This window comes from Erwinia sp. 1181_3 (assembly GCF_052824965.1).
The window spans coordinates 73,945-94,821 of sequence record NZ_VTDE01000004.1 but is presented as its reverse complement, the minus strand read 5'-3'; the positions used below and the strand labels follow the sequence as shown (position 1 = coordinate 94,821).

15 protein-coding genes are annotated in these 20,877 nt (G+C 57.0%); 8 read left to right on the top strand and 7 right to left on the bottom strand.

Going from position 1 to position 20,877, the window contains the following annotated elements; all coding sequences use genetic code 11:
• Positions 1-4 precede the first annotated feature (4 nt).
• Genes FY046_RS12360 through FY046_RS12350 form a run of 3 tightly spaced genes read right to left on the bottom strand, consistent with a single transcriptional unit; the run spans position 5 to position 3,787 of the window.
• Positions 5-1,357: an LLM class flavin-dependent oxidoreductase gene (locus tag FY046_RS12360; RefSeq protein WP_446186095.1), complete on the bottom strand. Its 1,353-nt coding sequence runs from the start codon at positions 1,355-1,357 to the stop codon at positions 5-7.
• Positions 1,354-2,562, bottom strand: coding sequence for an SfnB family sulfur acquisition oxidoreductase (locus FY046_RS12355; RefSeq protein ID WP_446186094.1), 1,209 nt, complete (start codon positions 2,560-2,562; stop codon positions 1,354-1,356). Before FY046_RS12355 ends, FY046_RS12360 begins: the two co-directional genes overlap by 4 nt.
• A gap of 10 nt (positions 2,563-2,572) precedes the next feature.
• Entirely contained in the window at positions 2,573-3,787 is a 1,215-nt protein-coding gene (locus tag FY046_RS12350) for an SfnB family sulfur acquisition oxidoreductase (RefSeq protein WP_446186093.1), read from the bottom strand.
• Positions 3,788-4,366: 579 nt separating this feature from the next.
• Between FY046_RS12350 and FY046_RS12345 the strand changes: the two genes are divergently transcribed.
• The 8 genes from FY046_RS12345 to FY046_RS12310 all read left to right on the top strand — a co-directional run bounded on the left by FY046_RS12345 (position 4,367) and on the right by FY046_RS12310 (position 14,194).
• Positions 4,367-5,383, top strand: a complete 1,017-nt coding sequence (locus FY046_RS12345; RefSeq protein ID WP_171148488.1) for a lipoate--protein ligase A — start codon at positions 4,367-4,369, stop codon at positions 5,381-5,383.
• Between the two features lie 103 nt (positions 5,384-5,486).
• Positions 5,487-6,188 (top strand): hypothetical protein, encoded by a 702-nt coding sequence (locus tag FY046_RS12340; RefSeq protein ID WP_167863984.1) that lies wholly within the window; start codon positions 5,487-5,489, stop codon positions 6,186-6,188.
• Between the two features lie 659 nt (positions 6,189-6,847).
• On the top strand, positions 6,848-8,161 hold the full coding sequence (locus FY046_RS12335) for an NAD(P)/FAD-dependent oxidoreductase (RefSeq protein WP_167863985.1): 1,314 nt from the start codon (positions 6,848-6,850) through the stop codon (positions 8,159-8,161).
• A gap of 48 nt (positions 8,162-8,209) precedes the next feature.
• Positions 8,210-9,760: an ABC transporter substrate-binding protein gene (locus FY046_RS12330; RefSeq protein WP_133842068.1), complete on the top strand. Its 1,551-nt coding sequence runs from the start codon at positions 8,210-8,212 to the stop codon at positions 9,758-9,760.
• Between the two features lie 9 nt (positions 9,761-9,769).
• On the top strand, positions 9,770-10,768 hold the full coding sequence (locus FY046_RS12325) for an ABC transporter permease (protein WP_167863986.1): 999 nt from the start codon (positions 9,770-9,772) through the stop codon (positions 10,766-10,768).
• Positions 10,765-11,583, top strand: coding sequence for an ABC transporter permease (locus FY046_RS12320; protein WP_167863987.1), 819 nt, complete (start codon positions 10,765-10,767; stop codon positions 11,581-11,583). The genes FY046_RS12325 and FY046_RS12320 overlap by 4 nt, the downstream gene beginning before the upstream one ends.
• Positions 11,580-13,199, top strand: coding sequence for an ABC transporter ATP-binding protein (locus FY046_RS12315; protein WP_446186092.1), 1,620 nt, complete (start codon positions 11,580-11,582; stop codon positions 13,197-13,199). The genes FY046_RS12320 and FY046_RS12315 overlap by 4 nt, the downstream gene beginning before the upstream one ends.
• Positions 13,196-14,194, top strand: a complete 999-nt coding sequence (locus FY046_RS12310) for a dipeptidase (RefSeq protein ID WP_133842064.1) — start codon at positions 13,196-13,198, stop codon at positions 14,192-14,194. Before FY046_RS12315 ends, FY046_RS12310 begins: the two co-directional genes overlap by 4 nt.
• Before the next feature lie 56 nt (positions 14,195-14,250).
• On the opposite strand, the gene FY046_RS12305 is transcribed toward FY046_RS12310, so the two are convergent.
• The 4 genes from FY046_RS12305 to uca all read right to left on the bottom strand — a co-directional run bounded on the left by FY046_RS12305 (position 14,251) and on the right by uca (position 20,836).
• Positions 14,251-14,916, bottom strand: a complete 666-nt coding sequence (locus tag FY046_RS12305; protein WP_446186091.1) for a methionine ABC transporter permease — start codon at positions 14,914-14,916, stop codon at positions 14,251-14,253.
• The gene (locus tag FY046_RS12300) at positions 14,897-16,024 is read right to left on the bottom strand and encodes a methionine ABC transporter ATP-binding protein (RefSeq protein WP_133842062.1); all 1,128 of its coding nucleotides are present in this window, start codon (positions 16,022-16,024) and stop codon (positions 14,897-14,899) included. Before FY046_RS12300 ends, FY046_RS12305 begins: the two co-directional genes overlap by 20 nt.
• A 10-nt stretch (positions 16,025-16,034) precedes the next feature.
• Positions 16,035-16,874 (bottom strand): MetQ/NlpA family ABC transporter substrate-binding protein, encoded by an 840-nt coding sequence (locus FY046_RS12295; protein ID WP_446186090.1) that lies wholly within the window; start codon positions 16,872-16,874, stop codon positions 16,035-16,037.
• Between the two features lie 365 nt (positions 16,875-17,239).
• Entirely contained in the window at positions 17,240-20,836 is a 3,597-nt protein-coding gene (uca, locus tag FY046_RS12290; RefSeq protein ID WP_446186089.1) for an urea carboxylase, read from the bottom strand.
• Positions 20,837-20,877: the final 41 nt, after the last annotated feature.

The following is a 20,877-nucleotide window of genomic DNA, read 5'->3' as shown; positions in this document are numbered from 1 at the left end:
GGGATCAGGCATCCCGACGCCAGCGTGCCGCCGGATGGCGTGCTGGCAGACGGTCGTAGCTGAACAGTTTGTGACGCAATGTGCCTGGCTGATACGCGGTCTTATAGCGGCCTCGCTGCTGTAATTCCGGCACCACCAGATCAATAAAATCGATATAACTCTGCGGGTTGACGATGCGCGTCAGGTTAAAGCCGTCGATGCCCGCTTCGTCCATCCAGCGGATCAGCGCATCGGCCACCTGTGACGGGTTGCCGACAATCAGCGGATAACGCCCGCCCAGGGCGTGCTGCTCCAGCAGGCGACGGCGGGTCCAGCCGCTGAAGGTTTTGCTCACCGACTCAATGGCGCGCCCCGATCCGCTGTGGATCGGTTCATCCAATGCGAAAGCAGCGAGATCGAGACCGATCGAGCTGGAGAAATGGGCGATCCCCGCTTCCGGGCTGGCATAGCGCAGATACTCCTGATGCTTTTCCTGCGCCTCTTTCTCGCTGGGTGCCACGATCACCGAGACGCCCATAAAGACTTTCAAATCGTCGGCTTCGCGCCCGGCCTCGACCGCGGCCTGACGCAGGCGATCGACCTGGCTGCGCATCGCGGCCGGGGTACTGCCGTTAACAAAGCTGCACTCCGCGTGGCGGGCGGCAAAGCGGATGCCGCGATCGGAGCTGCCTGCCTGGAACAGCAGCGGCGTGCGCTGTGGGGAAGGCGAACTGAGGTGATAGCCTTCCACCTGGTAATACTCGCCGTGATGACGCACCGGGTAGATTTTGGCCGCATCGGCATATAACCGCCGCTGACGATCCGCCACCACGGCATCGTCCTGCCAGCTCCCTTCCCACAGCTGATAGCTGACATCAAGAAACTCGTCAGCCTGATCGTAGCGCTGATCGTGCCCGAGCAGCTGAGTCTGCCCCATCGCACGCGCAGCGCTGTCGAGGTAACCGGTGACGATATTCCAGCCCACCCGCCCCCCGGTCAGGTGGTCGAGGGTGGAGAAACGGCGGGCAAATGGATACGGCGCTTCATAGCTCAGGTTGGCGGTGAGACCAAAACCGAGATGTTCGGTCACGCTGGCCATGCCGGAGACCAGCATCAGCGGATCGTTGACCGGAAGCTGGATGGATTCGCTGGCCGTCAGGCCAATCCCCTGCTGGTAAACGTCGTACACACCGAGAATATCGGCGATGAACAGCCCGTCGAACAGCCCGCGCTCCAGAGTGCGCGCCAGATCCAGCCAGTAGCGCAGATCGTTAAATTCGGTGGAGCGGTCAAGCGGATGAGTCCACATGCCGTGATGAATATGCCCTACGCAGTTCATATTGAAGGCGTTAAGCAGGATTTTTTTCGCTTTGCTCATAGGGTTCCCCGGCGTGGCGGTAGCACATCGTTCAGCACGTAGTTGCCAATGGCCGGATATTTCCAGCACACCGGATCGTGCAATGTATGGGTGCGGGCGTTGCGCCAGTGGCGATCCAGATTGTGCTCGCGCAGCGCCGAGCGCGTGCCGGAGAGCTCAAACAGCAGGTTGGACGCTTCCAGCGCCCGTTCAGTGGTCCAGGCTTTTACTGTCGCTACGGCAATCGAGGCCTCGGCCACCGTGCGCTCACTGACCTGATGGCGTGCGGCATCTACGGCATCGCCAGCGTCGGCCAGCAGTGCGTCTCCGGCCTGTAAACGCGGGGCCAGTTGTCCAACGCGGTCAATGGTCAGCGGGTCCTGCCCGGCATGATCGACCCCGGCATCCGGCCACGGACGCGCACGGGTATTGATAAAGTTCAGCATGTCGTTAAAGGCGGCGCGGGCAATGCCCTGTTCAATGGCGGCATGGAGGATTTGTGCAAACGGCCCGAGGCGGGTGGGCCGATCAAAGGCACTCTGGAACGGGATAATATCCTCAGCATCCACCGCCACCGTGGCAAACTGCACCGACCCGCTGCCAGTAGTGCGCTGACCAAAGCCCGACCAGTCGTCGGTCACGGTGATGCCGGGCTGATGGCGCGGCACAAACACCAGTTGCTCTTTACCGTCTTCCCCGCGCGCGGCGGTGGGAATGCGGTCGGCAAACAGTGCCCCCGTAGCGTAAAACTTCTGGCCGCTAAGCTGCCAGCCGTCACCCTGCGGCAATACCGAGGTGCTGCGCTGGTGGGCGGCGGCAGAACTGAACTCGGCCAGTGCATTGCCAAGATGCACGCCATCGAGCACTTCCTGATAAAAACGCTGTTGCTGCGCGGCGTTGCCGTTCAGGCGCAGCACTTCCAGCGCATAAAAATGGTTCTGCGGCACCTGACCAATCGCCGCGTCGGCTTCGCTGATAATGGCGATCACCTGCGCCAGTACGGCGGTGGAGACATCCGCTCCACCAAACGCTTTGGGCACGGTGATCGCCCCCAGGCCTGCGGCAAACAGCGCCCGCAGCGGTGCGACGGGCAGTTTACGTTCGCGGTCACGACGTGCAGCACCGCTGCGAAATTCTGCTGCCAGATGCTGAGCAACGTCTATCGCCTGCGCGGCACTGGTGATACGGCTGGCCTGCTGTTTCGGTTTAACCTGGCTGAGAGGCATAAGGGGCTCCTTAAATCCAGGCATGACGCACCGGAAGCTGACCGTTGAGGTAGTAATTACCGATGGCGTGAAACTTCCAGCGGAGCGGATCGTGCAGGGTATGGGTACGCGCATTGCGCCAGTGGCGGTCAAGGCCGTGCTCGCTGAGCGTGGCGCGACTGCCGCCCCACTCCAGCAGCTTTTCGCTGGCCTTAAGCGCAATCTCGGTGGTCAGCACTTTGGCTTCGGCCACGGCGATGGAAGCCTGCGCGGCGGTCTGCGCATCCAGCCGCGCGGGATCAATGTTATCCAGCGTGCGGGCTGCCTGACGCAGCAGGGATTCCGCCGCGACCAGTTCAATAAACACACGGCCAACATCGGCCTGTAAATGGGGATCGTCAGCGTTACGTTCTACCCCGGCATCCACCCACGGGCGCGAATGGCGGCGAATAAATTCGCAGCCCTCATCAAAGGCTCCCCGGCCAATCCCGGCATCAATAGCAGCCTGTAGCAGCTGCGAGACCGGGCCACGCAGTGAGGGTTTATCGCTGGCGGGCACCGGGATCACCAGCGCAGCATCCACCCGCACCGCGTCGAGATGGATCGTGCCGCTGGCAGTGGTGCGCTGACCCATGCCGGACCAGTCATCGACAATCTCCAGCCCGACCGATTTGCGTGGCATAAAGGCCATCACCGCCTGCCCGTCATCATTCAGCGCGGTCGTAACAATGATGTCGGCGAACAGTGCGCCAGTGGAGTAGAACTTGCTGCCGGTCAGACGCAGGCCATCCGGCCCCAGGACCAGGCGGGCCGTGACTTCACGGGTATGTCGGGTATTTTTTTCCGGGCCGCCGTTACCGAGGCGCTGCCCCTGCACCACGGCGCTGAAAAGGGTGTGTTGCTGGGCGGGTGTACCTTCATCGAGCAGCAGTTGGATCAGGGCGAAATGGTTTTGCGGGATCTGCCCCAGTGAGGGGTCCACGGCCGAGATAATGCGGAACACCTCCGACAGCGTGCGGTATGACAGCCCGCCACCGCCAAAGGCGCGAGGCACAGAGATGCTGCCCAGTCCGCTGCGACTGAACAGTGCCAGCGCCTCCAGCGGGTAGATGCGATCCCGGTCGCGGGCCACCACATCGAACCGGGCGAGGTCGGCCACGGCCTGTGCGGCCTGGATCGCCTGTTCGTGACTGAGGATCACTGCCGCTGTTTTATTCTGGCCGGTAGTACTCGCTGATTGGCTCATGATGTCCCTTAATTAACAGGCAAATAAATGCCAGATGGCGCAGGCCATCAGCAAAGAGATTTTTCAGATTTCATTAATATAATCAGAGCGATAATATGAAGTAAAGCGTCGTACTTATGACAAATATGACGTTGGATTGCTGATATTTAGCTATAGCGGTTTTATTTAAAAATAATAATGGGCGCGGTTAATTTATAACGGTGTTAATTATTGGCAATATAAAATTGCCGAACTCTATGGGCGATCACGGTGGGATCCCCGGTTATATTCCCTGGCTGAACGTTCGGCGTCAGGTCCGGGGCCAGTTTGAGCACGCCGGATCGGCAAAAAACGCATCCATGCGGGCCTCGGCACGCGACGTCCTGTCGCGTGACGTCCGGCTTACCTCAAGCTGGCCCCATCCCCGCAGAACCGTTACTCGCTGTGAGTTTAAAACCTCCACGGCATCGCGATCTAATGTAGGGGTCGATCATCTTTTCCGATCAACCCGTGCTGATGACGGGCATCAGGCGGCAATCTGGACGTTTTCCCCGATGATGGTATTATCCCTGCGCCGCCAAAACTTCAATGGAGTCAAGCATGTCCACACTGCGTTTACTGTTATCGGATTCCTGGGACCCGTGGTTTAACCTGGCCGTGGAAGAGTCTATTTTCCGCCAGATGCCAGCGACGCAGCGGGTGCTGTTTTTGTGGCGCAATGCCGAAACGGTGGTGATTGGCCGTTCGCAGAATCCGTGGAAAGAGTGCAATACGCGGCGTATGGAAGAAGACGGCATCCGCCTGGCGCGACGCAGCAGCGGCGGTGGCGCGGTGTTTCATGATCTCGGTAACTGCTGCTTTACTTTTATGGCCGGGAAGCCGGAATACGATAAAAGCGTGTCCACCGGGATTATTCTGCGGGCGCTGGCGTCGTTGGGTATTCAGGCTGAAGCCTCAGGACGAAACGATCTGGTGGTGAATACCGCCGACGGCGTGCGTAAAATCTCCGGTTCTGCCTACCATGAAACCCACGATCGCGGTTTTCATCACGGTACTATTCTGCGCGATGCGGACCTCTCGCGCCTGGCCGATTACCTCAACCCTGACATCAAGAAATTGCAGGCCAAAGGCATTACTTCCGTGCGCTCGCGCGTGGCGAATCTGGAAGAGCTGGTGCCGGGGATTACCTTTGAAGCGATTTGCAGCGCAGTAACGGCGGCGTTTTTCGACCATTTTGGCGAAGAATGCCAGCCCGAACATATCTCCCCGACCTCCCTGCCCGACCTGCCAGGTTTTGAGGCGCAGTTTGCCAAACAGAGCAGCTGGCAGTGGAATTTTGGCCAGGCACCGCAGTTCCAGCACCTGCTGGATACCCGTTTTAGCTGGGGTGGCGTGGAAATCCACGTCGATGTTGAGCGCGGCAAGGTCAGCCGCTGCCAGATTTTCAGCGACAGCCTGAACCTGGCGCCGCTGGAGAAACTGGCGGAACTGCTGCCCGGCACCGAATATCGCCCGGAGGCGCTGGCCGCTAAGGTGGCACGGCTGAGGGAGGCGTTCCCTCAGCAAGAGGTGGAGCTGACGGAGCTGGAGCAGTGGCTGGCGGAGAGTGTGCGATGATGACCGCATTGGCAGGCCAGTTGACAAAAGCAGAAGATCAGCCCGAAGTCATTATCCTGCCTACTGGCATTGCAATAAGTAAATGGTAAGTGGAAAACACATCATGTTTAAAATTATTCTGGTCATAATTATTGTATTAGTACTCTTTCCTTTTTGGATTTTGGCGTTCTTCCTTGTCAAGAACAGTGTTCTGCCAACTTGGGAAAGTGGGAATCTGTCTGATTGGATGAGCACTATATGTAATTTAGTTATGGCATTGTCCGCAGTCTATGCGGCTTTCAAAGCAAAAAAATGGTTCAAAGAAAAAACACTTCTCAATACTTTGGATTCCGCCCATGTTTTTGCTCTAAAATTCGACAGTTTGTTATGGGAAATAAATGAAGAAATATTCAACGATGTACTAATACGAGCAGACCTCCATTTTAGATCTAAAAAACATAGAGATAGCCAAAAAACAGCAGAATTGTTAGCGACACTTAAATTAGAGGAGGAAAAATCAGCATCAACGCAATTATCTTATTACGCTAAAATTAACAACACCAAGATAAGACTTGAACGATATAATATATTAACCAGTGAACATCTCAATCGTCTTTTTGATGAAATAATGAAAGCAAGAAAAGAATATTTAAATGAACATAATGATTACATTTCTGATTTAACCAAAGTTGTGTTGTCGGGAGATCAAAACCCTGACTCTATTTCGACGGACAAACTAAATATGAAAATGAATAAACTTGCTGCGTTATTCGAAAATGAACTCGTAAAAATAGATATTAATAGTGATTATACTTTCAAAATGTAGAAAGGTATAAGCTCATCCTTTAATCTAGCTCACAAGCGCGGAGCAGCATAATGCACAGCGCACAAAGGTTGACCTCTGAGGTTTCCCCACAAAACATGACCCGCATTCCCCGTAATTGACGAGCTTATTTTTACACCAGCCAGTGATGCTTACCTGAGCCGTGACGATGGCCCAGCTCAATACAACCTCAATCCCAAATCAATCCGCTGACATCGTCATGCCGTGGCGGTTTTAAAACTTACAGCGAGCAACCGTTCTTTGGGGATGGGGCCAGTTTTAGGTAAGCCGGACGTCACGCGGCAGGGACGCCGCGTGCCGAGGCCCGCAGGGATGCGGATTTTGCCGATCCGGCGTGCTCAAACTGGCCTCAGACCGGAAGCCAAACTGTCAGCCACAAAAAATGACAGGAACGCCCTCATAGGTCGACCTTCTTCGATCCACCTTTTTCCCGACAGTCATGTCAACGGCACTGGCCGACCCTAAAAAACGTCGGTAGCAACAGATGATGAATTCCGCATAAGCTAATGATTTAAAATTGTTTAGTCTCCCGCCTCGTTTCTCCTATGCTTCACCTCTTCCTTTTTTTTTTTCACGGCCGTTGATAGCGTCGGCCGTGTCCGTCTCCAACCTGACGACGCCACCGATGAACAACATATAGTATGGATATTCGTTCACTTCCTTTTGATCAAAATATCAATGGCTGGGCGGCGCAGTTGCCCCCTCATGCGCGCCTGCCCGCGCTGAATCGTTCCATCCAGGCAGACTGGCTGGTGATCGGTGCCGGCTACGCCGGGCTGGCTTTCGCCCGACGTATTGCCGAGCTGCGCCCGCATCAGCAGGTGGTGGTGATTGATGCCGTTGATATTGCGGATAATGCGTCTGCACGCAACTCCGGCTTTATGATCGATTTACCGCACAATGTCGGCAGTTCAACGGAAGAGCTGGCGCACGCGCAGACCTATCGCCGCCTGCTGCAGTTTGGCGTCAGCCAGCTAAAAAAAACCGTCCAGACCCATAACATTGACTGTCACTGGAGCAATACGGGCAAATATCACTGCGCCGTTACTCCCCAGTTTGACAGGCTGATTGATGCCTACTGCGCCGAACTGAACCGGCTTGATGAACCCCATAAGGTGATGGAAAAAGCTGAGCTTGCTTCACTGCTGGGCACCGATTTTTATCGCCGCGCGGTTTACACGCCTAACTGCATTCTCGTCAACCCCGCCGCGCTGGTGCGGGGCCTGGCGACATCGTTGCCTGACAACGTCACGATCTACCCCAACACCCCGGCGCTGAACATCGATACCCACAGCGGTATTCGCGTGCAAACGCCGCACGGTGACATTCAGGCATCGCAGTTGATGCTGGGCATGAACGGGGCGATTCGCGGCTTGTTGCCGGGCAAAAGTAACGTCTTCGCCATGGCAACCTTCGCCACCCTGACAGAACCCCTCACTACCGCGCAGCGCCAGCGCTTGGGGGATATTCAGCCCTGGGGCCTGACGCCGATGAATGCGCTGGCGGGTGCCACCTTACGTTACACCCACGATCACCGTTTCCTGATCCGTGAACACGTCAATTTCACCCCAGGCCTGACCACCAGTGCGCGTGAAACCGGCCTGCATGCTCGCCGTCATCAAGCGTTGTTCAATCGACTCTATCCGCAACTCAGTGATGTTGCGATGAACTGGAGCTGGTCGGGAATGATTGGGATTACGGGGAATGGCGCCCCGGTCTGGGGCAAGGTCGCGCCCCATATTTATGCGTCGGCAGGGTGTAACGGTGCGGGGATCTCCAAACAGAGTGCCTTTGGGCACCTGCTGGCGGAATACGCCTTGCAGCAGGACCATCCGCTGCTCAGCGACATGGCCTCAGTGGGTCTTGCCAACTGGCTGCCGCCGCGCCCGGTTCTGGATATCGGCGTAAAAGGTTATCTGGCACGCGAGCGCTGGAAAGCGCGCAGTGAATGTTAATGCCAACATCATCATCAGCGGGTTTCGGCCCCTTCTTAAGGTTATCTTATGACGCACTCATTTAATCGACGGGATTTTATTAAAGCATCGCTGGCCGCCAGCGTCGTGGCCAGTGGCTTATCGCTGACGCTCACGGCCCGTGCGGCAGAGACTACGGTCAAAAAAGGCGGACACCTCAAACTGGGCATCGACGGGGCCGCCACCACGGATCAACTGGATCCGGCAAGCTGGATCAGTGCTTATATGATGGTGGTGGGCTGTGCCTGGGGCGATACGCTCATTCGCACCGATGCCAAAACGGGCAAAGCGCTGCCCGGACTGGCAGAATCCTGGGAGGCCAGCGATAAATCAACGCGCTGGCTGTTTACCCTGCGCAAGGGCGTGCTGTTCCATAACGGCCAGTCGTTAACGGCAGACGATGTGGTAAAGACGATTGAACGTCACCGCGATGCCAAATTCCGCTCTGGCGTTATTGCCTATCTCTCCGCGATTAAAAGCGTCACCGCACAGGGCGATAAAATTGAGATCGTCCTGAGCGAGAGTAACGTCGATTTCCCGCTGGTGCTGTCATTGTGGAATTTACAAATTCAGCCGGACGGCGGCTTTGACAATCCGAACGCCGGTATTGGCACCGGTCCTTACCGTCTGGTGAAGTTTGAGCCGGGCGTGTATGCGCAGCTGGAGAAAAACCCACACGACTGGGATGCCGAACGTGGTCATGTCGACAGTGCGGAAGTGATTGCCATTAATGATGCTTCGGCACGTGTTGCGGCCCTTTCCACCGGTAAGGTCCATTTTATCAGCAGCCTGAACCCGAAAATTGTTGCGCTGCTGCAACGCGGCCCCGTCACGCTGTATAACACGCCAGGGCGCGGACATTACACCCTGCCGATGATGGTTGACCAGGCGCCGTTCAGCAATAATGACCTGCGCCTGGCGCTGAAATATGCCATCGACCGCGAGCAAATTTTACAGCGTGTGCTGGGCGGCTACGGTTCACTCGGCAATGATTTCCCGGTCAATGCAGCCTATCCGCTGTTCCCGTCAGAGATCCCGCAGCGCACTTATGATCCTGATAAAGCGGCGTTTCATTTTAAAAAGTCCGGTTATAGCGGCCCGATTGTTCTCGATACCGCTGAAGGCGTCTTCCCGGGTGCTGTCGATGCCGCCACGCTGTTTCAGTTAAGCGCACAGAAAGCCGGGATTAAGCTGGATATTCGCCGCCAGCCCGACGACGGTTACTGGAACAATGTCTGGCGCAGCAAGCCGTTTTGCGTCTCTTCCTGGGGCACACGACTTACTCAGGATTTAATTTATTCGCTGGAGCTGGGCCCGACGTCAGCCAGTAATGAAACCCATTTTGCCAACCCGCAATTTGCCAGCCTGCTGAAACTGGCGCGTGGCGAAGAGGATGAAGCTAAACGTCGCGCGCTCTATCACGATATCGCGCTGATTGTCCGCGATGAGGGCGGCACCCTGCTGCCGGTGTTTAATAACTATCTGAACGCCAGTAGCAACCGTCTGCAAGGTTATGTGGAGGATGTTGGCAACGATCTCTCCAATGGCCATGTGATTTCACGCGTGTGGCTGACGAGTTAAGGGAAACGTATGCTGTTTGACCGCTTGCACGGCATCCGGATCCCGGGGTTCAGCCATCCACTGGCACAGGCGCTTGGCCAGCGGGTGCTCATTGCCCTGCTGCTACTGTGGAGTGTGTCCGTACTAATATTTCTGTCTATCAATGCCTTACCCGGCGACTTTGCGGCGGCCTCTGCCGGGCAAAATGCCTCCCCGGAAGCCATGGCGGCCATTCGTCAAAGCCTTGGGCTGGATCAGCCGCTGGTAATACGCTATTTCAGCTGGGTAACACAGCTGTTGCAGGGAGATTTGGGCATTTCCTGGGGCAGTCATCAGCCGGTCGGCACCTTGCTCTGGCCCCGTCTAATCAACTCATTGTCACTGGCCGGCGGCGCGATGCTGCTGGCAGTGCCAGTAGCACTGGGTGGTGGACTTCTGGCAGTGAGATACCTGCATCGCTTACCCGATCGAGTGCTGCAGTGGCTGAGTTTAGTGACGTTGTCACTACCAGAGTTCTTTATTGGCTACCTGCTGATTGATGCCGTGGTAGTGCAGGCCGGGCTGACCACATTCCCTTCAACGCTTTACGATGATATGACCTTTTCTCAGCGCTTTTCCGCCATGATCCTGCCAATGTGCACGCTGGCGCTGTCGGTGCTGGCTCATCTGTTAAGGTCGACGCGCAGCGCGCTGTTGCAGTTAACCGATACACCGTGGATGGAGACGGCTCGGCTCAAGGGGCTTGCTCCTCTGCGCATTCTGCTGAAGCACGCCGCCCCCAATGCCATTGCGCCGGTGGTGACGGTGATTGCTATCAATCTGGCCGCACTGATTGTCGGTGCCATGATTGTTGAGGTGATCTTCGTCTATCCCGGCATGGGCCAATATATGGTCGATGCGGTAACGGTACGCGATATCCCGGTGGTACAGGCCTGTGGCCTGGTCTTTGCCAGCCTTTATATTGTGATCAACTTACTGGTGGATGGCATTGTCCTTTTCACCAATCCCCGCCTGAGGTATCCACGATGAAGACGCCAGGCTCACTGCCGGGCACGGTGATAGCGATCTTTGTGCTCGCCCTGTTACTGACGGCGGCACTGATTGCCCCCTGGCTGGCACCGTATGACGGGTCGGCGATTACTGGCGATCTGTGGCAACCGATGAGCGCTCAGCACTGGCTGGGTACCGATAATCTTGGGCGCGATCTCTTTTCCCGTCTGCTGTACGGCACGCGCTTAACGCTGCTGTTTGCCTTCGCCATTGCTCTGCTGGCGATGATAGCAGGCACCTTAATCAGTTTTCTCGCGGTCAGTCTCGGTGGACGCAAGGAGCAGGTAATTTCGCGCATCAACGATCTGTTTATGTCTCTGCCGTCGCTGATCCTTTCACTGGTGGCGCTGGCCGTATTACCCCAGGAGAACCTCACGCTGATTGTGGTACTGGCGGCGATTGAAGCCACCCGCGTCTATCGTCTGGGGTATGCGCTGGCGAAACAGATTTCAGCGATGGAGTATATGGAAGCGACGTTACTGGCTGGCGAGTCTCACCGCTGGCGCATCTTTCATGAAATGTTACCCAATGCCTGGGTGCCACTGCTCACCGAGTTCGGCGTGCGTTTTGGCTACTGCGTGCTGTTTGTTTCCACGCTCTCCTTCCTTGGGCTGGGGGTTCAGCCGCCAGCCGCCGACTGGGGCAGCATTGTGCGTGAAAATCGTGACGGCATACTGTTTGGCGTCAGCGCCGCATTCTATCCGGCCATCGCCATTGCCCTGTTGGTGATTTCCACCAATCTGGTAGTTGATGCGCTGAGTCGTTACTGGCAACGCCAGACAGGTGGACAATGATGCACACACCGTTGCTTAAACTTGAAGGTCTGCAGGTCACCCATCAGGGCCGTAACGTGATTGACAACATCTCGTTCAGCCTGGCGCGCGGCGAAGTGCTGGGGTTAATTGGCGAATCCGGTGCCGGTAAATCGACGCTCGGTCTGGCGATTATGGGGTACTACCGCGGGGAGTTAACCCCGGTTGCTGGCACCCTGACTTACGAGCAGCAGCGTCTGGATGCGCGCGATACGGTGCGACTGGCGCGCCTGCGCGGCAAGCATATTGGCTATGTGGCACAGTCGGCCAGCGCGGCGTTTAATCCGGCGCTGACGCTGGGTGAACAAATTGTCGAGGCCGCCTGTTATCACGGATTACTGAACGCTGACCAGGCCCGTCAGCGCATGCTGCAACTGCTGATGCTGCTCGATTTACCGCAGCCCGCACAGTTTGCCAGACGCTATCCGCATCAGGTTTCCGGTGGTCAGCTACAGCGCGCCATGACGGTGATGGCACTCTGCCCCGATCCTGACATTGTGGTGTTCGATGAACCCACCACCGCGCTGGATGTGACCACTCAGCGGGACGTTCTCAAGGCGATCCGCCACGCGGTGCGCCAGACGCATACGGCAGCGTTGTATATTTCGCATGATATCGCCGTGGTCAATCAGATCGCCGACCATCTGCTGGTGTTACGTGACGGGAAAATGATTGAGGCCGGTACACCAGCCCAACTGGTCTCTGCGGCGGTGCATCCCTACACCCGGGCGTTGTTAGCAGCGACACATCCCTCACCGCCCGCCCCCGTGAGTACAACGCCAGCATTGTTACAGGTCAGCGCGTTAACGGTGGGATACGGCGAAGGCGCACCGGTGATCAACGATCTCTCGCTCAGCTTACAGCGTGGGCGTACGCTGGCGCTGGTCGGCGAATCCGGGTCGGGAAAATCGACGCTGGCCCGCACGCTGGCGGGGTTGCAGCAGCCCTCGACGGGGATTCTCTCCTTTGCGGGATCGCCTCTTGATTTCAACTGTCGCCGACGCACTGTGCAACAATTGCAGAAAATTCAGTATCTTTATCAGCATCCCGATACCTCGCTGAATCCGCGCCAGCGGGTACGCGATCTGATCGGACGTCCGCTGGCACGAACGCAGGGTTTACGCGGTGCGGCACGCACTGCCCGTATCGATCAGCTCCTGCGCCAGGTTGAGCTTGATCCGGCATTCGCCAGTCGCTTTCCGGCGCAGCTTTCAGGGGGGCAGAAACAGCGCGTCGCCATTGCCCGTGCCCTTGCCTGTGAACCGGACATCTTAATCTGTGATGAACCGACTTCTGCGCTGGATCCCCTGGTGGCACAAGAGATCCTCGCTCTGTTTCGTCGCTTGCAGCAGGACCAGGGCCTGACGCTGCTGTTTATCACCCATGATATGGCGATTGTTCGCGCCATCGCCCATCAGGTTGCCGTGATGTATCGCGGTAACATTGTGCGTCAGGGCGACCGGGAGCAGGTGCTGAATCCCCCTTTCGATAGTTATACCGGGCAGCTGTTGCGCGCTGAACCTTCGGCACATCCGGGTTGGCTGGATGAGACGGAAGATGACTGTTTTACGACGACATTAAAGGATGCTGTGCTATGAAAAATGAAGCGATCGTTCAGCGTGCCCGCACGCTGTTTAATGAGGCGCTGGTCTGGGATGGTCACTCCGGTTTTATGCCGGACCCGGCTGCTGATTTAAATAATCTTCAGCGATGGCGCAATGCAGGCGTCCACTATCTTTCGGTGGATGTCGGATTTGATGTTTTGCCCTGGACGCAGACGGTTGAAAATCTGGCGGTTTTCAGGCACTGGATCCTCGATCACAGCGATGATTATCTGCTGGTCGAGCGCCCTGAAGATATTCTCCGCGCCCGTCGCGAAGGTCGGCTGGGGATTACCTTTGATATCGAGGGCATGAACGCCCTGAATGGCCGCGTAGAGATGGTGGAATTTTATCATCGGCTGGGTGTTCGCCAGATGTTATTCGCCTATAACCGCAATAATCTGGCCGGAGGCGGCTGTCACGATGAGGATATCGGGCTGACTGCTTTTGGCCGCGAAGTGATTGATGAAATGAACCGGCTCGGGATGTTTGTCGACGTTTCGCATTGCAGTTATCGCACCAGCATGGAAGCAATGGAATATTCGCAGCAGCCAGTGATTTTCTCACATTCCAATCCTCGCCAGCTCACGCCACACGGTCGCAATATCACCGATGAACAGATCCTTGCCTGCGTCAAAACCGGCGGCCTGATTGGCGTTAACGGCATCGGCGGCTTTTTAGGCTGTGACCAGCCGGATGCTGCCCGTTTCGCCGACCATATCGACTATCTGTTGAATCTGGCCGGGCCTCGTCACGTCGGCATTGCACTAGACTACGCCTTTCCGGTAGGCAGCTTCAGTGTGGAAGAGATACTCGCTAATCATGCTGAATACTGGCCAGCGGAAGAGTACCAGGGTGGACATGGTTATGTCGCCCCGGAGGCATTGTTTGACGTCACTGCGGAGTTACTGGCACGCGGTCACAGCGAGAAAAGCGTGAAAGCGGTACTGGGGGAGAACTTCCTGCGTCTGGCCCACGAGATCTGGAAATAAGATCACAAGGCCCACGGACAGGTCCTGATACGCTTATCGGGCCTGTCCGTTTTGACTTAATGTCTTCTGTCGATTTTTTGCACGATCTTATCACCGCACCACTGGATCCCGCAGACCAGTACAATCAGCACGACAATTACCGCCATCATCACGGAGGTTTCAAAGCGCTGATAGCCGTAGCGGATAGCCAGATCGCCCAGCCCGCCCGCACCGATGGCTCCGGCCATGGCCGAGGCACCGACTAGCGCCACCAGCGTCACCAGCGTCACCACAAAGCCGGACAGCAGACCGGGTAACGCTTCCGGGATCAACACATCCCAGACAATCCGCAGTTTGCTGGCACCCATCGCCCGCACCGCATCAATCAGCCCGCGATCAACATCTCGCAGTGACACTTCCGCCACACGCGCAAAGTACGGCGTCGCGGTGATCGAAAGCGGTACGATGGCCGCCCAGGTTCCCAGCGACGTGCCGACTAAAAAGCGGGTGAAGGGGATCAACGCCACCAGTAAGATGATAAACGGCAGAGAGCGGAAACTGTTGACGATCAGGCCAAGTGAGCGATTGATGCCCCGGTGCTGGGCAATACCGCCGGGGCTGGTCATCACCAGAATTAACCCCAACGGCAGACCCGCGATCAGCGAGAATAGCCCGGAAACGGCGGTCATCAGCACCGTTTCGCCAACAGCATTAATCAGTAGGTCAATCATTACTGGCGACATAGCCCATTATCTCCACCTGAGCCTGCTGCTGACGCAGCCAGGCAATAACCTGTTGTTGATCCGCACGATTCTGCGCGGGAACGGAGATAAAGAAACGTACCACCGCATAGTGCTGAATGTGGTCAACGCCACCCTGCAATAAACGAAACTTTCCAGGAAATTCCGCCGCAAAACGGGTGATCAACTCCCCTTCGGCTTTCTCTCCGGCAAAGTGCACGCTGAAGATGGCATCGCCATCCGGCTCACTATTCAGGCAGGCGCTGAGATTCTCCGGTAACTGCGGCAGTAATCCGCGTAATAACGTGCGGGTGAGTTCAGACTGCGGATGGGCAAACACCTGCCACACCGGGCCTTGTTCAATAATTTCGCCACCATCAATTACCGCTACCCGGTGCGCCACCGACTTGATCACTTCCATCTCGTGGGTAATGAGCAAAATGGTGATGCCCAGTTGCTGATTCAGCGATTTCAGCAATGCCAGAATGGATCGCGTTGTCTCCGGGTCCAGCGCGGAGGTGGCTTCATCACACAGCAGTAATGCCGGGTTGGCCGCCAGCGCGCGCGCAATCCCGACACGCTGCTTTTGCCCACCCGATAACGCGGCGGGATAGTGATCGGCTTTGTCTTCCAGACCCACCAGTTTCAACAACTCCGCCACCCGCCGTGTGCGTTGGGCTTTGTCCATTCCGGCGATTTTGAGAGGTAACGCGACGTTTTGCGCAGCGGTTTTGGCCGACAAAAGATTGAAGTGCTGAAACACCATACCCACCCGGCTACGTACCGACTGGAGCTGTTTCTCATTTAAATTATTAATCGCCCGGCCTTCAATTTCAATCACGCCCGCATCGGGGCGTTCCAGGCCATTCAGGCAGCGGATCAGCGTGGACTTTCCTGCACCACTGCGGCCAATAATGCCGAGAATTTCGCCTTTGTTCACCATCAGAGAGACGTCGCGCAGCGCATGGGTTTCCCCAAACTGGCGTGATACGCCTTGCAGGCGCACCACGCTCAGGTTGTCACGGCTGGCGTGCACTCTCTCCTGCTCCGCCTCAGCAACATCCCGCATGACGGCGTTGAAAGGCACCTCAGTGCCTGCAAATAACGTCATGATCTTGTCCTTACCAGGCGGTAATGCCCGTGCCTTTATAGACATTATCAAACACTTTTTTAACGTCATCATTCTGATACGACGCCACCAGTGTTTTCACCCACGGTGCATTCACGTTCTCTTTTTTTACGGCAATAAAATTATTGTACGGGTTACCTTTAACGTTTTCCTGAGCAATACGATCTTCTTTTGTCAGGCCGCTTTTTAATGCCCAGTCAGTATTGACTACGGCAGCATCCAGATCAGGCACGGAACGGCCAATAATACCGGAATCGAGTTCTTTAATTTTAATATGGCGCGGGTTCTCAGTGATATCGGCAATGGTGGCAAAAATCCCGGCCCCCGGTTTTAATTTTATGACCCCTTCACGCTGTAAAAGATTCAGACCACGCGCTTCGTTCGCCGGATCATTTGGCACACCAATGACTGCCCCGTCTTTCAGTTCGCTCAATGATTTGACCTTTTTAGAATAAAGACCAATCGGCCAGACGGCGGTGTCACCCACGCGTACCACATCGTAATGATTGACCTTGATCTGGTTATCGAGGAAGGGCTGATGCTGGAAAGCATTGGCATCGACTTCGCCGTTTTGTAGCGCTTCATTGGGCTGGTTGTAGTCATTGAAGACCACGGTTTTCACCGTCAATCCTTTGCTGGCAGCCTGTTTGATCACTTCACGCCAGACGTCTTCATCTTCACCGCTGATGATGCCGACTTTGACCGTGGTTTTGTCCGCGGCCTGCGCCAGGGAGAACGGTGCCAGCGCCGCGCCCGCTAACAGGAAAACGCCCGCAGTGGCAAACAGAGTACGGTGTAATTTATTTTTGGCATACGCCAGGCATGTGTGCATAAGAGTGTCCTGAAATAAGTTATTTGCTGCCGTTTTTGGCAGATAGCGGCAGTATACTGAGTTATTTATTTTTGCATTATGCTTTATAAGCAAATGCTATTTATAAAATGTCGCAACGCTATTTAATAGTATTTAAATTTGTTTTTAATCGATGGGGTTTAATAATGGTTATGCAGCTAACTATATTTATTGAGTGTGAGGCGAGGGTTCGTCTACTCAGGTAAAAAAGGTCGACCGGAAAAGAGGGTCGACCTCTACGGGATTGTGCTCATTTCGGGATTTGTTGTAGTGGCCGACCTTTTTTCCGGTCGGCCACTGTTTAGGTCGCCATTTGTTTAGGTCGGCCAGCGCCACAGCCCAGGATATTAAACGCCCATCACCACCACACATTGCCCTGCCCGCACCGATGACCCCGGTTCCACGCGGATGGACTCAATCACCCCACTGACTGGCGCCAGCAGCGGGATCTCCATTTTCATCGCTTCGATAATCACCAGCACATCACCTTGCGTGACACTGTCACCCACTGCGCACTTCACCTGCCACAGATTGCCAGCGATCGCGCTCTCTACAGCGAGTTTTCCCTCAGGCAGTACTGCGTCCTCGGTCACCTCCACCACCACTTCCTGGCTGTCAAAATGCGCCTGACCGCTGGCGATCCAGCGCTCGCGCTCGGCATTAAACGCCGAATGCTGATGCTGACGGAAATCGCTGATGCCCGTCGCCTGCTCCGCCAGGAACTGCTGATAATCGGCCAGCGCCAGCTCGGTCTGCTCAATACGCAGCGGGTAGCGACCCAGCGGGAAATCACGGCGGATGCGCAGCAGCTCTTCCGATGACACCGGGTAAAACTTAATCTGATCAAAGAAGCGCAGCAGCCAGGGTTTGCCACCAAAGTCGGCGACCTCGCGGTAGCGGTTCCACATCTGCAACGTTCGCCCAACAAACTGATAGCCCCCCGGCCCTTCCATACCGTATACGCACAGATAGGCCCCGCCGATACCCACCGAGTTCTCCGCCGTCCAGGTGCGTGCCGGGTTGTATTTGGTGGTGACCAGACGATGACGCGGATCGAGCGGCGTAGCCACCGGTGCACCGAGGTACACATCCCCCAGCCCCATCACAAGGTAGTTGGCGGCAAACACCGTGTTGAATACGGCATCGATGTCCGGCAGATCGTTAATGCGGCGGATGAACTCCAGATTGCTCGGGCACCAGGGCGCGTCACGGCGTACCGTGGTCATGTATTTATCAATCGCCAGCTGACAGGCCGGATCATCCCAGGAGAGCGGCAGCCAGACCACGCGGGAAGGTACGCGCAAATCCTCCTGACTGCTTACCGACTGCCACAAGTCCCGAACTATCGTCAGCAGTTCCTCCTGCGGCAGTACGTCCGGCTGATAGTGGATTTGCAGTGAGCGGATACCGGGCGTCAGGTCGATTATCGCCGGATGGGTAAGCGCCTCCAGCGCCTGCATCAGCGCATGACCGCGAAAACGCAGCACCAGGTCCAGCTCCGGGGCACCAATCTCCAGCAGCAGATGAGTATCCCCGGAGAGCCGGGCTACCAGGCGACGATCGCCCTCGCCGATATCCAGCACCACCGGGGAGAGCAGCGCTGAGGCCTGCCAGACCGCTTCCACCGGGGCGAGCTGTTGCAGTTCGGTATGACGTGCAGCGTTCAGCTGGCGCGCTGTGGTGATATTTACCGGAACAAAGCGCAGACGGTCGCCCGCTTTAAGCTGGCCCACCTGCCACAGGTCGGCCTCGATGATGGTGACCGGGCAGACAAAACCGCCGAGGCTTGGGCCATCCGGGCCGAGAATAACCGGCATATCCCCGGTAAAGTCGACCGCGCCCACCGCATACGGGTTGTCGTGAATATTGGAGGGATGCAGCCCGGCCTCGCCGCCGCTGTCACGCACCCACTCCGGTTTCGGGCCAATCAGGCGCACCCCGGTGCGGCTGGAGTTAAAGTGTACTTCCCAGTCGGTGGCAAAGAAGGTGTCGATATAGCCAGGGGTGAAATATTCCGGTGCCGCATGGGGTCCGTAGATCACTCGCAGCGTACGGATGGCGGGCAGCGCCGGGGTCAGTGCCGCAGGCAGCGTTACACCTGCCGAGCTATCGCTGAGTTCGGCAAGGTGCAGCACGTCCCCGGTGCGCAAAGCCCGGCCCGCGTGGCCACCAAACTGGCCAAGGGTAAAGGTACTTTTGCTGCCCAGATAATCCGGCACCGCGATGCCGCCGCGCAGGCAGAGGTAGCTGCGTACTCCGGCTCCGTCGATGGCGCCCAGCGTTAAGGTAGCACCCGCCGGGATCAGGAAACTCTGGTTCATCGGCAGCGCCTTGCCATCCAGCGTAATCGGCAGCGTTGCACCACACACCACCGCCACGCTGGCGGTGTTAAAGCGCAGCGTCGGGCCGCTCAGGGTGATCTCGAGCGCAGCCGCATCGGCGGCGTTGTTCAGCAGGCGATTGCCGAAGCGCAATGCACGATCATCCATCGGCCCGGACGGCGGCACACCAACCGCCCAGTACCCCAGGCGACCGGGGAAATCCTGCACCGTAGTCTGGGTTCCGGCGCTCATCACCTCAACGGTGGTGGCCTGATAGTGCAAGGCATCCAGAAAGCGCGTCCAGGGTTCTCCGCTGGCAAATGGCGCGGCGTGCAGGATCTGTTGCAGGTACTGACGGTTGACCTCCACGCCGTACAGACGCGTATCGTTCAGTGCGCTGTCCAGCGCGGCGATGGCCTGTTCGCGGGTGGCGCAGCAGGTGATGATTTTCGCCAGCAGCGGATCGAAGAACGCCGGAACGTCGCAGCCGGACTCCACCCAGGTATCAATACGCAGTGCTTCGCCGTCGGCAGGCGGGAAACTGACGTCGGTGAGCAGCCCAGGTGAAGGCTGGAACTGGCGGCCCGGATCTTCCGCATAGACACGGGCCTGAATGGCATGACCTGAAGGTGACAATGTCACGGAAAGTTCCTTCAGCGGCGGCAGCGTGCCTGCGGCCAGCGCAATCATCCAGTGCACCAGATCCACGCCCCAAACCTGTTCGGTCACGCCGTGCTCCACCTGTAACCGGGTATTCACCTCCAGGAACCAGAACTGTTGTAAAGCGCTGTCGTAGACAAACTCCACCGTGCCTGCGCTGCGGTAGTTCACCGCTTTTGCCAGTTTGATGGCGGCGCTGCACAGCGCTTCCGCCATCCCGGCCGGCAAATTCGGTGCCGGGGTTTCTTCAATCACTTTCTGGTTGCGGCGCTGCACGGAGCAGTCGCGCACGCCGAGGGCAATCACTTCGCCCTGTCCGTCACCGAAAATCTGCACTTCGAGATGCCGCGCGCGTTCGATGTATTTTTCGATAAACACACCCGCATCGCTGAAGTTGTTCTGACCAAGACGCTTCACTGCATCAAACGCCTGGCTCAGCCCCTCGGCATCGTGACAGACGCGCATACCGATGCCGCCCCCGCCGGCGGTGCTTTTCAGCATCACCGGGTATCCCACCTGGCGGGCCGCCGTCAGCGCCGCGTCAATATCCTCCAGCAGGTCGGTGCCTTCCAGCAGCGGGATCTGCTGCTCTCGCGCCAGCGCACGCGCCGTATGTTTTAAGCCAAACAGCCGCAGTTGTTGTGTCGTGGGGCCAACAAAGGCAATGCCTGCCGCGTCACAGGCCTCGGCAAAGGCCGCGTTTTCCGAAAGAAAACCGTAGCCGGGATGGATCGCCTGCGCGCCACTTTCCTTTGCTGCGGCAATGATTTTTTCCACTACCAGATAGGTTTGCGCCGCCGGACCGTCGCCGAGGCTGATGGCCTCATCGGCCTCGCGGATATGCAGGCTGGTGGCATCCGCTTCGGAGAAGACCGCCACGCCAGTGACGTCCATCGCACGCAGCGTACGCAAAATACGGCACGCAATCGCGCCACGGTTAGCAATCAGCAGTTTTGTAAACATAGAGGCAGACTCACATCAGGGCGGGCCGTCCCGCCAGAATC